Below are 20525 nucleotides of genomic sequence, written 5' to 3' on the forward strand. Positions count from 1 at the left end.
AATCGCAAAAAGCAAAGATTTTAAACTAACACCGCGTTTGCTATTCTATACTTAATAAAACAATGATCTAGGGTAACATAATGAAGAAATTGGTTTTGGCAGTACTTGCTAGTGCAGTATTAGTAGGTTGTAAAACATCACCAACTGGACGAACGCAAATTGCGCTTTACTCAGACCAACAAATGAGTCAGATGGGCACTGCCAGTTTTGCAGAAATGAAAAAAAATCAGCCGGTAAATAAAGACCCAAAAGTAAACAGTTACGTCAATTGTATTGCTGATAAAGTAGTAGCCGTTCTACCAACAGATTATGCATCTCAAAACTGGGAAGTGGTGGTATTTGAAGATGAATCTGCAAACGCCTTTGCATTGCCAGGTGGTTATATTGGGGTGCACACTGGACTATTAAAAATTGCTACAAACCAAGATCAGCTTGCAACTGTTTTAGGTCATGAAGTCGGTCATGTGATTGCAGAGCACTCAAATGAACGTGTTTCACAAAGCTCTATTTTACAAACTGGAATGAAAGTGGGCAGTGCGGCGCTTGAAATGGGCAACGTGCAATACCGCAATGAAATTATGCAAGGACTTGGTCTTGGCGCTCAATATGGTGTGGTTTTACCGTTTAGTCGTTCACATGAGACAGAAGCTGACGTTATTGGTTTAGATTTAATGGCGCAAGCAGGTTTCAATCCTAAAGAGTCTGTTACGCTTTGGCAAAATATGAGTCAAGCGGGCAGTGGGGCAACGCCAGAGTTTTTATCAACTCACCCAGCACCAACAAGCCGTATTGCAAATTTACAATCGCAAATGGGTAAAGCGCTTAGTGAGCAAAAAACAGCTAAAGCACAAGGTAAAAATCCGCAGTGTAAGTTTTAACAAAACCTTATAAGCTCGTTTAACATTAGTTTGCGAGCTTAATCAAACTAACTTGAAAATGAGAACATGTAGTTTGTAATAGCTAAATAGGAAAATTCAAGGATGAAAAAAATAGTTGTAATCATTAGCGTTGTTTTGATCAGCTTAGTTACAGTTTTCAGTATATTATCCAGTAAGCGTCATAATTCAACCCTGCTTACACCAACAGAAGCCAATGTTGATATTAAAAAGCCAAAAGTTAATTTCGGGAATAACACAAACGCCAAAAATATTTATGTTAAACAGCCATTTCCTACTGATATCCCGAATGAGGAGCAATGCAAAGAGCTAAATTATAAGCAGTATCAGTTACGAGATAATAATGAACGTGATATTGAGCTAAAAGCTTCACAAGCATTTAAAAACGGGTATACAGCAAAGCAGGTCGCCGAGGCAATATGGTTTTCGAGTTACTGGTCAGTGGCTAAAACTTGGTACGATAAAGCGGCATTAGCAAAGTCAGTTGAAAAGTTGCTTCCGATTTTACAATCAATACCGAATAGTGAAAGATTAATCGCTCAATACGATTACGTTAACGCACCGGACTTAAATATAACAACTGTTGTTGATTACACTGACCTTTTGGATATACTTTGGAAAAACTTGCCCACAGATACGATTTACAAAAAGGTCAGCTCAACAAATACCTCTGCCGTTGAAATTTTTAACGAAATTGAACGGACTTTTTCAGAAATTCCATATGATGTACTTAACAATAATCAACTTTCTCCTTTAAATTCAATTTTAAATCTGTTGTTGACTAAACAGCAGCTACAATCCGCTATTATGCTTTTGCAGCGTTACCCTGATTTAAAGTTATCAGATGTAAGCTTCGATAATAAATTAGCATTGAATTTTCTCACTATTATAGGTGGTGAAGATTATGAAATTACTAATCCAACAGAGCATAAATTGTTCTTAACTCTTTTAGGGTTATTAGAGAAGCAGGTTTTTTATCAAAAAATCACACACCCTTGGTTTAGTAACGAAAAGGTCAATAAGGGGGTTGAGAAATTAAATAACGAAGGGATCGTTATTAAAATCGTTTTAATCGATGATATAGAGAAACCGAACCCTATATTGCAATTGAATATAAAAGAAAACAATTTAACTGACGAGCAACAACTGGACATCAAAAAGTGTCAATCAACGAAGGATTGGTTTACAAGCCGTGAATTAACACCCAATGAAATTGAAACATTTAAAGATCAGCCTTTTATTGCAAAGATCAAATCTTCACCTGAGTTTAAGCACTGCAAAAATAAACAAACTTTACAAAACCTACCGTTAATAAAAAGTCAATTTACTGCAGCGAGTAAGATAATTAATCAAGCAATTGGTAATCAAAACACTTCATTGCAAGAACTCGATTTAGAAACCTTAGATTTACCTGCTTTGTTACCTGAAACAAAATCTATATTAGCAGTTATTATTGCTCGAGATTACCTCCAAGCAACTAGCTTAAATGAGCAAGAAATTATAGCTAGACTAAGTAATGTTGGTTTGAAACCGTTAAGTAGTCATTCGGAATTGTTAGGAGGATTCGCAGGATTAAAAGGATTAACTTTGTGGCTTAATTCATTAAATTTCGAGCAGTTAAAGGATGCGCAGATTTTATTGAATAGGTTTTCAGCTGAAGGCGTTTTTGAACCCTTCGCTATATTAAACACTAGGCTGGGTGGCGTTGCTTATGATAATAAAAATGAATTGGATCCTCTTTATTTCTTTATCCAAAATTATTCGGAACTCTCTATTCATTCCGGTGATCCAATTACCTATGAAAATAAGAAAAATAAAGCATTTATAAACTTTTTTACTCGCAATGGAGCTCACATTGAATCGCAACATCTTCGAGCTTCATTTGCTCTCAAAATCCGATCTAAAGAAGGCTATAACCGTCTGATAACACATTTTCCTGAGTTAGAAGTAAAGAGCGGGGACGACTACTTCTCAGTTAATTGCCGATAGGTTAACAATTAGATAAAACATATATTTTTGAACTTAAAAAAGTGCGAAATGGTTCGCACTTTTTAATTTACTTTGTTATTAAAAAGTCCACTCTATGTGTACTTGTGGAACTGACTCTGTAACATCTGTACCAAGTTTGTTATGCCAGTACTGCCACTCCATACCTAACAGTAAGGTGTTTTCTTTCATCTCTAGCGCATGCCCCATATCCCATACAATAATAGGTTGAGCTAAAAACCAAGCGCGTACGTCATTACCAAACTCATCTTCACGCTCAGCAATATATTCCGCATGACCCTTAACACTAAATTTTTGTGAGCCAATCATAAATGGATATTCAAAAGCAACGTCAAACATCCAGCTGTTGGTTTCAATTGGCGCACCGCCTTTCGCAACACCTTCACTATCATCAATGTAGGCAGTCACAAGGGTTGAGAAGAAATTAAAACCAGGCACATCCCAGCTTAATTTTACACCCGGTAAGTATTTAACAACTTTAGCATCGCCTGCGGCATTAATACCCATGGTTAGGCCAACATCAACGAGCGCACCAGACGCTACTTTTTCGTCCATAACGGCCGATAAGCTAAGCGTAGAATAACCTTCAAAGTAAAAGTCTTGATCTTGGTAGTTATCGTCATTGCCATCAGTGCTGTAATCAATAAAGAAAAAGTTATCCCCATAGTCATGGCCTGAAGCATGTTGCAATGAATAAACCGTGGTGCTTGATTTTTGTTCAGTGAACGGGTTTTTATGATTACCGTTGTTAATATGAAGCGCAGTACTGCTCCAATTAGCAGCAGTAGCTGTTGAACTTAAGGCACACGCACTAAGTGCAACGAGAGGAAGTAAGTTTTTAATTTTCATAACCATATTTTATGTGACACGCTGAATACCACATTATAGCAAAGACGGTTAATTTGTTAATTATTTATTGTCATAAACAGCGTACTAGCATGTGGCTAATACACTGTTTAAAGAAGATTTAAGCTTTATTACGACGTAAACAAATAACCGCAATAGCGGTAAAGGCTAAAATAAAGCAGTAGTAAGATGAGGTTGATACTTCCCATGGGCTAATTTTAAATGTAGCACCAAGCAGAAGTGCTTGTGCGCCGTAAGGTAAAGACCCTTGGGTAACACAGGCAAAAATATCTAATAAACTGGCAGAACGTTTACCACTAATTTCGCCATCGTCAGCCAGCTTTTTAGCAATAGGGCCAGTCACAATAATAGACACTGTGTTGTTAGCAATACACATATTGCTGGTTAGCACTAATGCAGCTATCCCTAACTGATCCGCTACCTTGCGATGCCATTTTGCAATGACCTTAGTGATTGCTTGAATTTTTTGCGCGATGTAGTCGAGGCCGCCATTAATACGAATAAACTCAGAGAGGCCACCAATAAACATAGACAGTAAAAATATTTCCTGCATGTCGCTAAAACCTTGGTAAATATCTTTTACAAAGCTGGCGCCTTCATAGCTTCCGGTAAAGCCCATCAATGCGGCGAAAACAATACCGCTTAACAGTACTACAAATACATTAAAGCCCATTACTGCCAGTACTAAAATAAAGGCATAAGGAAGCACCAATAAAATATCGTAGTCTTTAGTTTCAACAACTTGCGCAGCTGGCGTTAAAAATAACAACAGTGCAATAGTAAGGATAGCGGCTGGAATCGCAATTTTAAGATTTTCTTTAAACTTATCTTTCATTTCACAGCCTTGCGTGCGGGTAGCTGCAATCGTAGTGTCAGAAATTATTGATAGGTTATCACCAAACATAGCGCCAGATACAATGGTACCGGCCATTAATGCGGGATCAATCCCTGTTTTCATTGATACTGCATAAGCAATTGGGCCAATAGCACCGATAGTTCCCATTGATGTGCCCATCGCAGTAGAGATAACCGCGGCAATTAAAAACAAACCAGGCAGAAGTAATGAAGGGGGAATAAGTGAGAGACCAGCATTAACAACCGCGTCAACGCCACCGGTTGCCCCTGCAACCGCAGAAAAAGCACCTGCTAATAAATAGATAAGACACATGGTAATAATATTGTTATTACCCACGCCTTTAATAAAGGTTTCTACACTTTGATTAATACTGGCTTTATTTAAAATAAAGGCTAAAACAATCGCAGGTAAAATAGCGACCGGTGCTGGGAGTTGATAAAATGCATAATCAACCCCTTGAGATTGCAAATATAAGCCTGAGCCTAAAAAAATAGCAACAAAGGTGAGTAGGGGGAGCAAAGAAAATCTTGCTTTATTTTTATCAAATGATGGCTGCATCATAATCCTCGTTAATTATTCATAGCAATCGAAATCGATTGATATATTAAACAGCCAAAGCATCCTTCTTTTAGCTGAATTTAGTTGTTTGTTTTACTATCTAACCAGATAAGTAACTCAACAGCGCCCGCAAGCCAAAGACCAAATCGGCGCAAAAAAAGAAGTTTAAATGTATAGATGGCTAAATGCAAAGACTATCTGTTATTATTATGAGGGTCTGTTGATCTTTCAAGGTTAAATTTGCAGCAGTCTGTTTGGTATTTAGGCAAGGCAGAGCCTATGTGGTGTGGTATTCCCCATAAATAGGCGATAACGCAGCATCAATGCCAAACAGGCGCTGCCCGAAGGGTTCTGCCTAGGAGCGATTTACTCTTTGTTGCTCGGTTTTTACTTAGCCCACTAGGTTACAAACCTCGCGCCACGATTAAACCGCTCCTAGTTTAAACAAATTTTAATCCGCAAAGGTCAACAGACCCTAAAATAATCGAAGCTTTTTTATAAGCTTTCCTGACTATTACATGAGTTTTAGATAAAATCTAGCTAACTAAAAAATACATAGGTTGTAAAAAGATGAATCGAGTAGGTGTGTTTGGTGCGAATGGCCGTATGGGCCTGGCACTTTTAGAAGCAGCAACAATCAATAAAAATTCACAATTAGCGGCGGCCTATGTACGCAGTGAGTCTGAGTTAGTCGGTCTATCGGTTAATCAACTTAATAGTGCAGCAGCTAAAGACATTCACTTTAGCAGTGAACAGCAAGTTGAAAATGTAGATGTGCTTATAGACTTTACCCTTCCACAAGGCATGAGAAATCACTTAAAAACAGCTGTTGCGCAAAAAACACCTATGGTAATTGGCACCACTGGCTTAACTCATGATGATATGGCTCTATTAACAGATGCCGCTAAACATATCCCGATCGTATTTGCGCGTAATTATAGCGTGGGCGTAAATTTACTGCTTAACTTAGTGCAAACAGCAGCGACAAAATTAGGCGATGATTTAGATATTGAAATTTTTGAAGCGCATCATCGCCATAAAATCGATGCGCCATCGGGTACAGCATTAGCTATTGGCGAGTCGATTGCACAGGCTAAAGGGTGGGATCATGATGAGGTTGCTGTTTATGATCGTAACAACATAGAGCAGGCCAAATCACAAAATGAAATTGGCTATTCGGTGCTAAGAGGCGGCGATATAGTAGGTGAACACACGGCCTACTTCGCTACAATGGGCGAAAGACTTGAATTAACCCATAAAGCAACTTCGCGAATGACCTTCGCCCTAGGTGCTATAAGAGCTGCGCAGTGGTTGAAAAATAAACCAGCAGGACTTTATGATATGCAAGATGTGCTAGATTTAAAGTAGTTAAGTTCCTTTTTTAACGCTTTGAGGTGGTTTTTTGTTATAACCACTTATTTATTGCAATTTACTAATTAGCGTTAGACCTAAAAGCCAACTTCATGTAGAATGCAGCCAATTTGCCAAAAATTACTAAATGCGTGTTTCCAATTATACTCATATGGTTAGCAAAACCGGGGTTTGTGTGGGAATAAAAAGAGTTTTAGGCAAGAAAAATGAATGAAGGTTTAGTGGTTTACATCGGCATCATTTAAGACTGCGTAAAACAATTTAAGCTCACAGAAATCAGGTTTTGACCAATTATTTGGGTATTGGCGGGGTGTTAAGCAATTTGTTTACTCCCGTTTTTTACTGTTAGGAGGTTTAACTTGACTAAATCCGCTCTGTTAGTCCTAGAAGACGGCACAGTGTTTCGCGGTACTGCAATCGGCGCTGACGGCATGTCAGTCGGTGAAGTAGTATTCAATACGTCTATGACTGGTTATCAAGAAATTTTGACTGATCCATCGTACGCGGAACAAATCGTAACTTTGACGTACCCACATATCGGTAATACGGGTACCAACAGCGAAGACGAAGAAGCGAGTCACATTTGGGCTAAAGGCCTAGTGATCCGTGATTTGCCACTGCTAGCAAGTAATTTTCGTAACGAGCAATCGTTAGATGATTACTTAAAAGAACGTAATATTTTAGGTATTGCGGACATCGACACCAGAAAACTAACCCGTATTTTGCGTGACAAAGGCGCACAAAATGGCTGTATTGTTGCTGGTGACGAACTAGACGAGAAAAAAGCGCTCGAAGCCGCGCAAGCCTTCCCAGGCTTAAAAGGTATGGATTTAGCAAAAGTTGTCTCAACCAAGGAAAATTTTGAGTGGCGCGAATCAAGCTGGACATTAGGCGAGGGGTTTAAAACCTTACACGCTGATGATGAAAAGTTTCATGTTGTTGCCTACGACTTCGGTGTTAAACGTAACATTTTACGTATGCTTGTTGATCGTGGTTGTAAACTGACCGTTGTCCCAGCACAAACCTCTGCCGCTGACGTACTAGCCTTAAACCCAGATGGTATTTTCTTATCAAACGGCCCTGGCGATCCTGAGCCATGTACTTATGCCATTGATGCAATTAAAACCTTTTTAGAAACCGACACGCCAATTTTTGGTATTTGTTTAGGGCATCAACTACTAGCACTTGCCTCAGGTGCTAAAACAGTAAAAATGAAGTTTGGCCACCATGGTGGTAACCACCCAGTTAAAGATCTTGACCGCGATGTTGTAATGATCACTGCACAAAACCACGGTTTTGCTGCAGATGAAGCCACATTACCAGATAACTTACGTGCTACGCACAAATCGTTATTTGACGGTACATTACAAGGTATTCACCGTACAGATAAACCAGCGTTTAGCTTCCAAGGTCATCCTGAAGCAAGTCCTGGTCCGCACGATGCAGCCCCATTATTTGACCACTTCATCGACTTGATGCAAGCGCGTAACCACTAATTTAACCGGAGTAATAATGCCAAAACGTACCGATATAAAAAGCATTCTTATCTTAGGCGCAGGCCCAATTGTAATTGGTCAAGCTTGTGAATTTGACTACTCTGGTGCTCAAGCGTGTAAAGCACTAAGAGAAGAAGGCTATAGAGTTATATTAGTTAACTCAAACCCAGCCACTATCATGACTGATCCAGAAATGGCCGATGCAACATACATCGAACCAATTCACTGGGAAGTGGTAGAAAAAATTATTGAAAAAGAAAAGCCAGATGCTGTACTGCCTACAATGGGTGGTCAAACGGCATTAAACTGTGCGCTTGATTTAGATAAGCACGGTGTATTGGCAAAGCATGGCGTTGAGCTTATTGGCGCAACAGCCGATGCAATCGATAAAGCAGAAAACCGTGAGCGTTTTGATGTTGCTATGCGTAACATCGGCCTTGAATGTCCACGTGCTGAAATTGCCCATTCAATGGATGAAGCTCGCGATACCATGACCCGAATCGGCTTACCGTGTATTATTCGTCCTTCTTTCACAATGGGCGGCACCGGTGGCGGTGTGGCTTACAACATGGAAGAGTTTGAAGAAATTTGTGAGCGCGGTTTAGACCTTTCACCAACCAGCGAGTTATTAATTGATGAATCGTTAATTGGTTGGAAAGAATACGAAATGGAAGTTGTTCGTGACAAAAAAGACAACTGTATTATCGTCTGTTCTATTGAAAACTTTGACCCAATGGGTGTGCACACAGGTGACTCAATCACGGTTGCACCAGCACAAACATTAACCGACAAAGAATACCAAATTATGCGTAATGCCTCTATGGCCGTATTGCGTGAAATTGGTGTTGAAACCGGCGGTTCAAACGTACAATTTGGTGTAAATCCAGTTGATGGCCGTATGGTTATCATTGAAATGAACCCGCGTGTATCACGTTCATCAGCGCTTGCATCTAAAGCAACAGGCTTCCCGATTGCTAAAATCGCAGCTAAGCTTGCTGTAGGTTACACGTTAGACGAGTTACAGAATGATATTACTGGCGGTAAAACACCAGCATCGTTTGAGCCTTCAATCGATTACGTGGTAACAAAAATTCCTCGCTTTAACTTTGAAAAATTTGCCGGTGCAAACGACCGTTTAACAACGCAAATGAAATCAGTGGGCGAAGTAATGGCGATTGGTCGTAACCAACAAGAGTCATTGCAAAAAGCATTACGTGGTTTAGAAGTAGGCGCAACGGGCTTTAACCCAATTGTGGCGCTTGACGACCCGAAAGCAAAAGAAAAAATCATTCGTGAATTACGTGAGCCAGGTGCAGAGCGTATTTGGTACATTGCCGATGCAATGCGCCATGGTATGAGTGTTGAAGATGTGTTCGAACTGACTAAGATTGACCCTTGGTACTTAGTACAAATTGAAGACATCCTAAAAGATGAAGCTAAAATTTCAGAAGTCGGTATGGCCGGCTTAAATGCAGACTTCTTGCGTAAACTTAAACGCAAAGGCTTTGCAGATCCGCGTATTGCAGAAATTGCTGGTGTGTCAGAAGCTGAAATTCGTAAAAAGCGCCATCAACTCAATATTGTACCTGTTTACAAACGCGTTGATACGTGCGCCGCAGAATTTAGCTCAGACACTGCTTACATGTACTCATCTTACGATGAAGAATGTGAAGCTAACGCATCTGACCGTGATAAAATCATGGTAATTGGTGGCGGTCCTAACCGTATCGGCCAAGGTATTGAATTTGATTACTGTTGTGTACACGCAGCCCTTGCGCTTCGCGAAGACGGCTACGAGACCATCATGGTTAACTGTAACCCTGAAACGGTTTCTACCGATTACGACACATCTGATCGTTTATACTTTGAGCCAATTACGCTTGAAGACGTACTAGAAATTGTACGTGTTGAAAAGCCAAAAGGCGTTATCGTGCAGTACGGTGGTCAAACACCACTTAAACTAGCGCGTGAGCTTGAAGCTAACGGTGTGCCTGTAATTGGTACTTCACCTGATGCCATTGACCGTGCAGAAGACCGTGAGCGTTTCCAACAACTTGTTGAGCGTTTAGACTTACTGCAACCAGAAAATGCGACGGTTACCTCTACTGAAGAAGCACTACTTAAATCAGTTGAAATTGGTTTCCCACTGGTAGTACGTCCTTCGTACGTATTAGGTGGTCGTGCGATGGAAATTGTATACGATGAGCAAGACTTACGTCGTTACATGACCGAAGCCGTATCTGCATCAAATGAAGCGCCAGTATTACTAGACCGTTTCTTAGATAACGCGATAGAAGTTGACGTTGACGCAATTTGCGACGGCGAGCAAGTGATTATTGGCGGCATCATGGAGCATATTGAACAAGCAGGCGTTCACTCTGGTGACTCAGCATGTTCATTACCAGCTCACTCGCTAACGCAAGAAGTACAAGATGTAATGCGTAAGCAAGTAACTGATATGGCCCTTGAGCTTGGCGTAGTTGGTTTGATGAATACACAGTTTGCGGTTAAAGATGGCAAAGTGTATTTAATCGAAGTAAACCCACGTGCAGCACGTACAGTTCCATTTGTATCTAAAGCAACGGGTGTAGCACTTGCAAAAGTTGCGGCACGTTGTATGGCAGGTCAATCTTTAGCAAGCCAAGGCATTACTAAAGAAGTGATTCCACCGTACTACAGCGTAAAAGAAGTGGTATTGCCATTTGCTAAGTTCCAAGGCGTGGATCCTATCCGTGGCCCAGAAATGCGCTCTACGGGTGAAGTAATGGGTGTTGGTGATACTTTCGCCGAAGCGTTCGCAAAAGCACAATTAGGTGCAAGCAACACTTTACCACGTGGTGGTCGCGCGTTACTATCTGTACGTAATAGCGATAAGCCACGTATTGTAGAACTAGCTAAAACCATGACAGACCTTGGTTTTGAGCTAGATGCAACAGGTGGAACAGCTGCTGCACTTGAAGATGCTGGAATTACGGTTCGCCGTGTAAATAAAGTATATGAAGGTCGTCCGCACATTCTTGATAGAATCAAAAATGGCGAGTATAGCTATATCGTTAATACCACCGAAGGTCGCCAAGCGATTGAAGATTCGAAGGTGTTACGTCGTGGTGCATTGCAGCACAAAACCAATTATACTACGACATTGAATGCGGCATTTGCTAACTGTACTGCTAACCAAGCAGATGACCGCAGTAAAGTGACGTCTGTTCAAGAACTACACCTGCGATTGAACTAAGGAAATGTGCCAAGGCCGTAACCACGGCCTTGGGATTAAGTGAGAAAAGTATGCAATCAATTCCAATGACAGTTCGTGGCGCAAAATTATTGCGCGATGAACTTAACGAATTAAAAACTGTTACCCGTCCAAAAATTGTATCTGATATTGCTGATGCACGTGAACACGGTGACTTAAAAGAAAATGCTGAGTATCACGCTGCGCGTGAGCAACAGGGTTTTTGTGAAGGCCGTATTCAAGAAATTGAAGCAAAACTTTCAAACATGCAGATGATTGACGTAACAAAGATGCCTAATACAGGTAAAGTGATTTTTGGGACTACAGTAACCATCGTTAATGTTGAAACCGACGCTGAAGTTAAATATCAGATTGTTGGCGATGATGAAGCAGATATTAAAAGTAATTTAATTTCTGTTAATTCACCAATTGCTCGCGGCTTAATTGGTAAACAAGCGGATGACGCTGTGATTATCAAAACACCAAAAGGTGATGTAGAGTACGAAATCATTGAGGTTGAGTATATTTAATTAGTTAACTCACTTTAACGTTTTATAAAAACCAGTGCTTAGTAATAAGCACTGGTTTTTTTATGCTTGGTTTTTATATTTGGTTTAGAATCGGTTGAATATTATTCATTGTTTGTAAATGTAGGCTATGTTGTTATGGTAGTAACCTATTCTTCAATAAGGAAATAATATGGCAAATATACTGTATCCGGCACCTTTAACAGTGGGATCTAAAATCGCCGTGTGTTCTTTATCAGCGGGGATCAAATCAAAATACCATCCACGGTTAGATATTGTCATTAATGGCTTAAAACATCGAGGTTATCAGATTGTTGAGGGGGAGTTTTTACGTCAAAACGAGCCGCGAACTCAACTTACAGCTAAGCAGCATGCCAAGCAATTAATGGACTTTTTATTAGATGATGAAATAGATGCGATTATGCCGCCAATGGGCGGAGAGCTGGCAATGGAAATATTGCCTCTGCTTGATTTTAGCGCAATTAAAAACGCTAAACCTAAATGGTTAGTGGGCTATTCAGATGTCAGTACGATTGCTTGTGCACTGACAGCAAAATGTAATTGGGCAACACTGCATAGCGCTAATTTAATTCAATTACACCCTGATGAAAAAGACCCGTATTGTTTACAAATTTTTGAAAGCCTAAGCTATGAGGCTAGCAGTGAGTTTGAGCAAGCCCCCTCGACTAACCATCAACATAGCAAGCCTGATTACGCACAAAACCCGAATGCATTATTTGATCACAGCGTTCCCACACAATGGCAATGTTTAAATTACACCGATAAGCGCAGTATTGAAATGTCAGGGCGGTTGTTTGGTGGGTGTCTTGATACGGTTGGGCTGTTACTTGATTCGCCTTTTTTAGCTCTGCATGAGTTTAAAAAGCACAATGCCTCGCAAGGTATTGTACTTTATTTAGAAAGCGCAGAGCTCACGCCAGCGACCGTTGCAAGGTTTTTATTGTCACTTAAATTAGCGGGCATGTTTGATGATATAAATGGGGTGATTATTGGTCGTCATGTGACCTTACAAGGGCAAGACCCAGGGTTTGATTATCGCCAAGGCTTAAATGCCGCTTTTGGTGGGTGTTTATTTCCGGTGATCATTGATGCTGATATTGGCCACATTCCTCCTAATTTAAACTTAGTTAATGGTGCATTATGCACTGTTACCGCAGATGTTGAACAAGGCAAAGTGCTCAGTGCATCTGTGGTCACAAAACTAGCCTAGTAATAATAAACTGCTCACTTACTATTTAAAGTGAGCAGTTATGATTTATAAAACCTGAATAATTTGTTCTTTGCTTAAACGTGATTTTGGCAGTTTAGCATTGTAGTCTTCTTCTGCGTCATGGTAGCCCAGCGCAAGTGCGACATCACAGATGTAGCCATCTAATTCGCTTGCGAACTCTTCGCCAATCAGTTGTGCATCAACGCCTTCCATCGGTGTGGTATCAATCCCTAAGCGCGCTGCTGCATGCATAGTATTGCCTAAAGCAATGTAGGTTTGTGCTTTAGTCCAAGCGGCATTATTACCCTGCTCATCGGTATTTAAATCCACAAACGCAAAGGCGCCAAAAGCTTGCTCGCGGTTTTCTGTTTGAGTTCGGCCATTTTTTATATCAGCATCAATTACTTGGCCATAGTTTTCACGGGTATATTGCGGATTATGAGCGAATAAAATAATGTGTGATGCCGCTTTAATGTGTGGCTGATTAAATTGAAACTTATTAGCAAAGGTACTGTGCATACGCTCTTTTGCGGCATCAGATTCAATCACAATAAATTTCCAAGGCTGTGAATTAATTGACGAAGGAGAAAGACGCATAGCATTATACAATACCGCTAAATCGTCTTGAGAAATGCGCTTTGTAGCATCATAACGTTTAGCGGTGTGGCGGCTTTCAAGATCGCGAATAATAGGGTGAGTCATAGTCTCTCCATAATAAAAAAGGGCTGATAAATAGTGTTCATTGAGTGTATGAGCAGCATAATACAATTTGCTTTATTTAAAATAAACAGCATAATTATTGAATCATTATCAAATAAAAATAGATAATATGCAGGTTGATGACTTAAAACTGATTTTAAAAGTAGCTGAGTGTCGAAGCATTACGCTAGCAGCAGCCAAGTTAGATATGCGCACAGCAACGGCCAGTGCTGCTATTAAGCGTGTAGAGTTGGCACTTGGCTGTGAATTATTTATTAGAACCACTCGTCATTTACGTTTATCTAGTGCAGGGGAGCGATACATTCCCCAATGCGAACAAGCTCTGGCCGTGCTTGAAACGGCAAGGCAAAACCTTAAAGGAGAACATGATGCCATTGAAGGGGAGTTACGGGTAGCTACCTCATCTGATTTAGGGCGCAACTTAGTGATCCCTTGGATTGATGAAGTCATGGATAAGTACCCAAGTGTGAGCTTGCGTACGCACATTAGCGATAGCAATATCGATTTTTTTCGTGATTCGGTTGATATAGCACTACGTTATGGCTCACCCAGTGATAGTAGTGTATATGGATTTAAAATTTGCAACGTACCGCGACTACTCTGTGCTACACCTACCTATTTAGCTAAATATGGTGAGCCAGAGCACCCAGATGATTTAGCGCAGCATCACGGATTATTTTACCAGCTGCAAGATATTATCAATAATGTGTGGGAATTTACCGACGGCGGAAAAAAATACAAAGTAAAAATGCAGGGCAGACGTGCCTCAAATGATGGCGATTTAGTTAGGCGTTGGTGTGTTGCAGGTAAAGGTTTAGCGGTTAAATCAGCGTTAGATATTGCCGATGACTTATTAAATAAACGCGTTGTTACTGTGATGAATAATTACCAGCATACCTGTGGTGAGCTGTGGCTCATTTGCCCAAGCAGGCAATCGATTACTCCCGCTGTACGACTATTGCGTGATGTGTGCAGAGAAAAAACCGCTCACTTATTGAATCAGCTAGTAAAGCAGGGGATTGTTGATAAACGCATATTAATTAACGAGTAACAAATACACGTTTAGTAACGTTAACTTAAATAGTTATTAAAAAATGCCAATCAAATCCTTTATGAGGAATATGTTTAGACTGAGGGAGGTACTTAGCTGTACCTTTTTTAAATATGATTATTAAATATCATCACGTAAAAGGCATAAAAACGAGTAATTTATAGTATTCATCATAGGATATTTTTAATTACTCAATTATATGTTGAGTAACATAGATAAAGCTAACCCAGTAATGAGTAATAAAAATCCGATAATCTGTGTTGCTATATCTCTTTTGCGAACGAGGGTTTGTGCTATAGGGCTAGTTAGTTTACGAGTAAGAGAGTTTGCAGGGATTAAGCGAGTGCTTGCAAAGCCCATAAAACAAAAGCCAAAACCAATGAGAAAGCTCGAATAGGTGGAGTCAATAATGCCACCAGTAAACGTAAATAAGGCGATCAAATAAAGTAACATACTTGGCCAATGTATTACTTTTTTTATTCATAATCAGTCCCTGATAATCCCTCATCAAACCCTAGTAAAAAATCTAATCCTACAAATGCAAAAGAAATAGTTATTGCACCTAATAGCATTAAATTGCGGTTATTCTTTTTGTAACCCAGAGTAGTCAATACGGCAAAGGCGATAAATAAGATAAGCTGAATTGTGCCCATGGTTAATCCTTTTAGAGCAAAGTTTAGAGTTAAGTTACCAGTAGGGAGAAAAACTGGCAAATAGTTTAATGCTATTTTTTAACTATAAATAAAAAGCTCGGCATAATTATGCCGAGCTTTTTTGGTTGGGATTTTACTGAATTAACTATTGGTCGTTGCTGGTTGGCCATCGACGATAGGGTCTTTGCCGCGCCACTTGCGGATCAGACGTTTTGTATCCTCAAGCGCAACGTACTGACACGGTATAAGAATAAGCGTTATTACTGTAGCAAACAGCACACCAAAGGCGAGTGATACGGCCATAGGTATTACAATTTTTGCTTGTAAACTGGTTTCCATAATAATGGGCATTACGCCAATAAAAGTAGTAACAGAGGTTAGTAATATGGCTCTAAAGCGACGCGCTCCGGCTTGCATTACCGCTTCTTTTATTGCCACACCTTCTGCACGGGCTTTGTTTACAAAATCCACCATAACAAGTGAATCATTAACCACTATACCGGCTACAGCGATAATGCCGAACATTGATAATCCGCTCATTGTCATACCTAAAGCCATATGACCGAACATAGCACCCACAACACCAAATGGGATCACCGACATAATGATCAGTGGCTGAGAATATGAGCGAAGTGGAATGGCCAGTAGCGCAAAAATAATCATTAATGAGATTGCAAAATCACGTAGTTGTTCATTAGCACTCTCCATCTCTTCTTGAATACGCCCTGCAACATTACTTTTTACTCCAGGGTAGTTTTTAAGCAGTGCTGGTAAGTAAACATCACGAATTTCTTGTGCAATGGCAAATGGCTCTACTTCGTCGCTATTGACCGCAGCCCACACATTAACAGTACGATTTGAGTTTTCACGTCTGATACTGCTTACGCCGTCAACTAGCTTGACTATAGCTATTTCACTTAAAGAAACTTCAGCGCCCGCAGGAGTGATAATACGCGTATCTTGAATGTTGCTTATCGAATTACGCTCGCTTTGCGGGTAGCGAATCATTACTTTGATTTCTTCACCTTCACGTAAAATACGCTGTGCTTCAAGGCCGTAATAGCTAAAGCTTACTTGAGAGGCCACATCAGCAAGGGTTAAGCCCATACTGTAAGCAAGTGGTTTTAAATCAAGTTGCACTTCGTCGGTGGCACTTTGCAGTGAGTCATTTACATCACCCACACCTTCCATACTTTGTAACTTAGCTTTTAGTTTGCTAGATACTTCTTTTAACTCGTCGGCATTTTTTCCTTCGAGTCTAAAGCTAACGTCGCCATCATCACGACCACCACCAAAAATACTATCTTGAATAGTGAGTGTTTTAAGCCCCGGTAGCGGCGGCATTTTTTCACGCCACATAGTGCTTAGCTCAAAGGTATCGATTGGGCGTAAGTGAGGCTCTACTAAAATGGCCATAATACTCGCATTAGTACGACCACGCAGACTAACAGACAAATCACGGATCATAGATTGGCCATACTGCTGCTCTAGTTCTTTGTCGACGCTCAGTAATACATTTTCTATTTTACGCGCTGTTTCAAGCGTGGCTTGCTCAGAAGAGGCAAGGTTCATTTCTAGCGATATACGCGGAAAATCATGCGGAATTTTAGGGTTTGGTACAAATTTAACCATTCCACCGGCAAAGAGTCCTGCACTGACAATTAAAATACATAAAAAGCCAATAATCACGGTATAGCGATAATGGATACAACGACCGATAAATGGAGTGTAATAATGTTCAACAAAATGCTTTAAGCCACTATCAACTGCATTACGTAATTTATGTAATGGGTTTTTAGGATTAGGCTTACGCGGGTTCATTGCTGCGATGTGTGCAGGTAAAATTAGTTTTGATTCAATCAGTGAAAAAATTAAGCATAAAATAATTACTACACCAATTGCTTTCGAAAACGCAGCGCTCGGCCCTGAAGCCATTGCTTGAGGTAAAAATGCAGCAATAGTGGTTAGTACACCAAAGGTTGCTGGCATGGCTACACGTTTTACACCACGAATAACGTTGTTAAGTGAGTGCCCATGTTTTTCAATTTCAGCACTGGCCGACTCACCTACAACAATGGCATCATCAACCACAATCCCCAAAACAATAATAAAGGCAAACAAAGACACCATATTAATAGTAATGTCTAAAAAGCCGATAGGCATAAATAAGAATGCCCCTAAGAAAGACACTGGTAGGCCCATCATTACCCAAAACGCTAATCTAAGAGGTAAAAACAGCGCTAATACCAGCATAACTAAAATACCGCCCCACACCATGTTATCGACCATCATGTCGAGGCGACCTTCAAGGTAGTAGGTTAAATCAACGATGGGTGATAACTTAACGCCTGCAGGAAGTTGATCGGCTTTGTCAGCTAGGTACTTTTTAAGGACTTTAGCAACAACGGTAATGTCTTGATCTTTTGAGGCATCAATTTCAAACGACAGTGAATTTTTGCCATTGTATTTAGAATAAAGTAAGCCTTCTTCAAAGCCATCATTAATGGTGGCTACATCGCCTAATTTAATTTGAGCACCGTCTGGTAATGTAATTAGCGGTAACTTTTCAAATTCACCGCCACGATAGGCTTGCTTTTCGACACGCATCGAAATGTAGCCAGTATCAGAGCGAATTTGACCAGCCGACATATTAGTAGAAAAGCTTTGCACCGCATTAGAAACATCTCTAAATGTGAGTCCGTATTCGCGAAGTTTATCAGGGCTAATTTCAATACCAATTTCGTAGTCTAAGCCACTGTAAAAATCAACTAGGTTTACATGAGGAAGGTTTTGTAATTCATCTTTAATATCATTACCAAGTTCTTTTAACTGGTAATAACTCATATCACCATAAAGCGCGAGTATCATTACTTCTTGTTGAAATTTTTCACGCTGAACAACAGGGCGTTCCATACCCGCAGGAAACGTATTAATTGAATCTACTTGCGCTTTTATTTCATCTAGCGCTTCTTTGGCGTCATATTTTTCTTCAATCTCAACCCAGGCTTGTGCATAGCCTCGATTAGAGTAAGTGATTAGACGTTTAATACCTTCGGTACCTTCAAGGTTTTCTTCAATTTTTATAGTAATGCCTTCTTCCACTTCTTGTGGCGCGGCGCCAGGGTAAATAGCTTGTATACTTACCCAGTTACTTTCAAATTGAGGAAAGGCTTGTTTACGAATTGTCAGCGCGGTTAATAACCCACCAATCAAGACAAAAATCATGATTAGGTTAGCAGCAACGGGGTTACGCGCAAACCACGCAATTAACCCTTTTTCATCAGTTGTGGTCATCGTTTACTCTCCTTTTAACGCAAGTTGAGTAACGTCTGGTTTGGTCACTGTATCTTCTATTTTTACTGCCATTCCTTCGGTTGGGTATTCAAGGGCAGAAGTAATCAGTTGCTCTCCCTCTGCTAAGCCCTGATTAGCGATGACCATGCCATCTTGTTCGCGAATAATATTGAGTGTTTTAAATGATAGAGTTAAATCATCGTTTAATACTGCAATTTTATTATTTTTAACCAGATGATGAGGGACGACAATAGCGCCATTAACGGCGCGGCCTTCAATTGTAGCGTTAATGTATGAGCCAAAACGAAGTGGCTGAACCCCTTCATATGGGGTTTGAAGTTGGGCAACCAAATAACTCATACGGCTTTTTTGATCAATCACACCTTCACTTCGTACCACTTTAGCCTGCCATGTGGTTTCTTTCCCTGCATATTGCGCATTAAATTCAACTGTTGCACCTATGCCACTATTATTAAGGTATTGCAGCTCTTTATCGGCAACAGGTAAACGCACCTCGGCGACCTCAGTTGAACTAAGAGAGCCAAAGCTATTACCAGGATTAACTACCGAGCCTAAACTAATACTGCGCTCGTTTATAATCGCATCGTAGGGAGCTTTAATATATGTGCGTTCTAAATTACGTTTAGCACGTTTTACACTTGCTTGTGCTGAGCGATATCGCGCCATTTTTTCAGCTAATTGCGGTTTACGTAAATACAGTGCTGATGCGGTAACATCGCTTGAGTCTGCTTTGATGCGTTCCCATTCGGCTTTAGCAACATGCGCTTGTGCGCGTTCAATCTCAAGCGCTGAACTTGCTTGGGCAAGGCCAGCTTCTGCTTCAATTAAATCAGCTTCGTAATCATTTGGATCAATTCGTGCTAAAATGTCGCCTTGCTTTACAAAGGCACCTTCAACAAATTGTCCTGCAACTGAAATAACTTGGCCACTCACCTGAGCAATCAATTCAGTGCGGTCTTTTGGTTGTACAATACCGTACGACTTTACATCGAGGGTTATTGCATCAAGGTGAACTGGTTGTGCTGCAACCAAAGGACGCATGTCTTGGGGGGGCTTTTCTTCAGGTGGCTTTTTCATTGCAGAAAAGCCTGCTGCGAGGCCAATGCCACCAACAAGGACCACGATCGGAAGTATTATTTGTTTTTTAGTCGCCACAGGGCATTCCTTCATAAATTGTGCTGATGGACTAATGATACGCAATAAAATGTTTACAGTGTATTTGAAGATGTAACAAGTCATTGCACAAGGCGGTTACAAATAGAACGAAATACGCTATTTATGTACAAAGCAGCAACAAAAAAATTGAAATTTATTACTGAGGTTAGAATGAAAACACAATCAATGGCGTGCCGTTTAGGCTGTGGAGCATGTTGTATTGCGCCGAGTATTAGCTCGCCAATTCCAGGTATGCCAAACGGTAAAAAGGCCGGAGAACGTTGTATTCAGCTGGATGAACGAAATTTGTGCAAGTTATTTGGTGATGAGTCGCGCCCTAAAGTGTGCAGTGACTTTAGTGCCACGTTAGATGTATGCGGGACGACTAATGAGCAAGCATTAACGTTAATTACCGAATTAGAGCAATTAACCTAATTTATTGTATTAAATACACATATATTTACAATTAATACGCTTGAAAAGTGTTGATAACCTGAACTCCGGATAATAAATCCATCTCAAGCAGCTATTTTCAGCGCTAACTGCGTTGAATTTACTTGCAATAGGCTAGCTATTGACGCGTAATTTCG

Annotated in this window: 15 protein-coding genes; 9 read left to right on the forward strand and 6 right to left on the reverse strand. The window is 40.4% G+C overall.

Annotated elements, in window-relative coordinates:
* Positions 1–80 precede the first annotated feature (80 nt).
* Both AN392_RS12885 and AN392_RS12890 read left to right on the forward strand, forming a co-directional pair.
* Positions 81–878 carry a M48 family metallopeptidase gene (locus AN392_RS12885; RefSeq protein ID WP_010388626.1) on the forward strand — a complete coding sequence of 266 codons (798 nt, stop codon included), beginning with the start codon at positions 81–83 and terminating at the stop codon, positions 876–878.
* A gap of 102 nt (positions 879–980) precedes the next feature.
* Complete coding sequence (locus tag AN392_RS12890; RefSeq protein ID WP_055012945.1) at positions 981–2885, forward strand: hypothetical protein; 1905 nt, start codon at positions 981–983, stop codon at positions 2883–2885.
* Between the two features lie 78 nt (positions 2886–2963).
* Here AN392_RS12890 and AN392_RS12895 read toward each other — a convergent pair whose 3' ends face one another.
* Complete coding sequence (locus AN392_RS12895) at positions 2964–3752, reverse strand: hypothetical protein (RefSeq protein ID WP_055012946.1); 789 nt, start codon at positions 3750–3752, stop codon at positions 2964–2966.
* A 118-nt stretch (positions 3753–3870) separates the two neighbouring features.
* Positions 3871–5184, reverse strand: coding sequence for a Na+/H+ antiporter NhaC family protein (locus AN392_RS12900; protein ID WP_010388632.1), 1314 nt, complete (start codon positions 5182–5184; stop codon positions 3871–3873).
* A gap of 570 nt (positions 5185–5754) precedes the next feature.
* On the opposite strand from AN392_RS12900, the gene dapB reads away from it, so the two are divergent.
* The 5 genes from dapB (at position 5755) to AN392_RS12925 (ending at position 13041) form a co-directional block, all read left to right on the forward strand.
* A complete protein-coding gene (gene dapB / locus AN392_RS12905) occupies positions 5755–6552 on the forward strand; it encodes a 4-hydroxy-tetrahydrodipicolinate reductase (RefSeq protein ID WP_055012947.1) in 798 nt (265 codons plus the stop codon).
* A 362-nt stretch (positions 6553–6914) separates the two neighbouring features.
* A complete protein-coding gene (gene carA, locus AN392_RS12910) occupies positions 6915–8051 on the forward strand; it encodes a glutamine-hydrolyzing carbamoyl-phosphate synthase small subunit (RefSeq protein WP_008113125.1) in 1137 nt (378 codons plus the stop codon).
* 16 nt (positions 8052–8067) lie between these two features.
* Positions 8068–11286: a carbamoyl-phosphate synthase large subunit gene (carB, locus tag AN392_RS12915; RefSeq protein WP_055012948.1), complete on the forward strand. Its 3219-nt coding sequence runs from the start codon at positions 8068–8070 to the stop codon at positions 11284–11286.
* Between the two features lie 50 nt (positions 11287–11336).
* Positions 11337–11813, forward strand: a complete 477-nt coding sequence (gene greA, locus AN392_RS12920) for a transcription elongation factor GreA (RefSeq protein WP_010388635.1) — start codon at positions 11337–11339, stop codon at positions 11811–11813.
* A 169-nt stretch (positions 11814–11982) separates the two neighbouring features.
* On the forward strand, positions 11983–13041 hold the full coding sequence (locus AN392_RS12925) for a S66 peptidase family protein (protein ID WP_055012949.1): 1059 nt from the start codon (positions 11983–11985) through the stop codon (positions 13039–13041).
* A gap of 45 nt (positions 13042–13086) precedes the next feature.
* On the opposite strand, the gene AN392_RS12930 is transcribed toward AN392_RS12925, so the two are convergent.
* The gene (locus tag AN392_RS12930; protein ID WP_055012950.1) at positions 13087–13743 is read right to left on the reverse strand and encodes a nitroreductase family protein; all 657 of its coding nucleotides are present in this window, start codon (positions 13741–13743) and stop codon (positions 13087–13089) included.
* 127 nt (positions 13744–13870) lie between these two features.
* Here AN392_RS12930 and AN392_RS12935 point away from each other — a divergent pair, with 127 nt between their 5' ends.
* Positions 13871–14812, forward strand: coding sequence for a LysR family transcriptional regulator (locus tag AN392_RS12935; RefSeq protein ID WP_054201098.1), 942 nt, complete (start codon positions 13871–13873; stop codon positions 14810–14812).
* 476 nt (positions 14813–15288) lie between these two features.
* Here AN392_RS12935 and AN392_RS18635 read toward each other — a convergent pair whose 3' ends face one another.
* The 3 genes from AN392_RS18635 to AN392_RS12950 all read right to left on the reverse strand — a co-directional run bounded on the left by AN392_RS18635 (position 15289) and on the right by AN392_RS12950 (position 19935).
* The gene (locus AN392_RS18635; protein WP_193048942.1) at positions 15289–15465 is read right to left on the reverse strand and encodes a hypothetical protein; all 177 of its coding nucleotides are present in this window, start codon (positions 15463–15465) and stop codon (positions 15289–15291) included.
* A 141-nt stretch (positions 15466–15606) separates the two neighbouring features.
* A complete protein-coding gene (locus tag AN392_RS12945; RefSeq protein ID WP_055012952.1) occupies positions 15607–18759 on the reverse strand; it encodes an efflux RND transporter permease subunit in 3153 nt (1050 codons plus the stop codon).
* Positions 18760–18762: 3 nt separating this feature from the next.
* Entirely contained in the window at positions 18763–19935 is a 1173-nt protein-coding gene (locus AN392_RS12950) for an efflux RND transporter periplasmic adaptor subunit (RefSeq protein ID WP_055012953.1), read from the reverse strand.
* Between the two features lie 171 nt (positions 19936–20106).
* Here AN392_RS12950 and AN392_RS12955 point away from each other — a divergent pair, with 171 nt between their 5' ends.
* Positions 20107–20370 (forward strand): YkgJ family cysteine cluster protein, encoded by a 264-nt coding sequence (locus AN392_RS12955; protein WP_041708812.1) that lies wholly within the window; start codon positions 20107–20109, stop codon positions 20368–20370.
* Positions 20371–20525: the final 155 nt, after the last annotated feature.

This window comes from Pseudoalteromonas sp. P1-16-1b (assembly GCF_001401785.1).
Taxonomy (GTDB): Bacteria; Pseudomonadota; Gammaproteobacteria; order Enterobacterales; family Alteromonadaceae; genus Pseudoalteromonas; species Pseudoalteromonas undina.

Coding starts and splice junctions, on each gene's coding strand:
- AN392_RS12885 (WP_010388626.1), top strand. CDS start 81: ATGAAGAAATTGGTTTTGGCAGTACTTGCTAGTGCAGTATTAGTAGGT.
- AN392_RS12890 (WP_055012945.1), top strand. CDS start 981: ATGAAAAAAATAGTTGTAATCATTAGCGTTGTTTTGATCAGCTTAGTT.
- AN392_RS12895 (WP_055012946.1), bottom strand. CDS start 3,752: ATGAAAATTAAAAACTTACTTCCTCTCGTTGCACTTAGTGCGTGTGCC.
- AN392_RS12900 (WP_010388632.1), bottom strand. CDS start 5,184: ATGCAGCCATCATTTGATAAAAATAAAGCAAGATTTTCTTTGCTCCCC.
- dapB (WP_055012947.1), top strand. CDS start 5,755: ATGAATCGAGTAGGTGTGTTTGGTGCGAATGGCCGTATGGGCCTGGCA.
- carB (WP_055012948.1), top strand. CDS start 8,068: ATGCCAAAACGTACCGATATAAAAAGCATTCTTATCTTAGGCGCAGGC.
- greA (WP_010388635.1), top strand. CDS start 11,337: ATGCAATCAATTCCAATGACAGTTCGTGGCGCAAAATTATTGCGCGAT.
- AN392_RS12925 (WP_055012949.1), top strand. CDS start 11,983: ATGGCAAATATACTGTATCCGGCACCTTTAACAGTGGGATCTAAAATC.
- AN392_RS12930 (WP_055012950.1), bottom strand. CDS start 13,743: ATGACTCACCCTATTATTCGCGATCTTGAAAGCCGCCACACCGCTAAA.
- AN392_RS12935 (WP_054201098.1), top strand. CDS start 13,871: ATGCAGGTTGATGACTTAAAACTGATTTTAAAAGTAGCTGAGTGTCGA.
- AN392_RS18635 (WP_193048942.1), bottom strand. CDS start 15,465: ATGGGCACAATTCAGCTTATCTTATTTATCGCCTTTGCCGTATTGACT.
- AN392_RS12945 (WP_055012952.1), bottom strand. CDS start 18,759: ATGACCACAACTGATGAAAAAGGGTTAATTGCGTGGTTTGCGCGTAAC.
- AN392_RS12955 (WP_041708812.1), top strand. CDS start 20,107: ATGAAAACACAATCAATGGCGTGCCGTTTAGGCTGTGGAGCATGTTGT.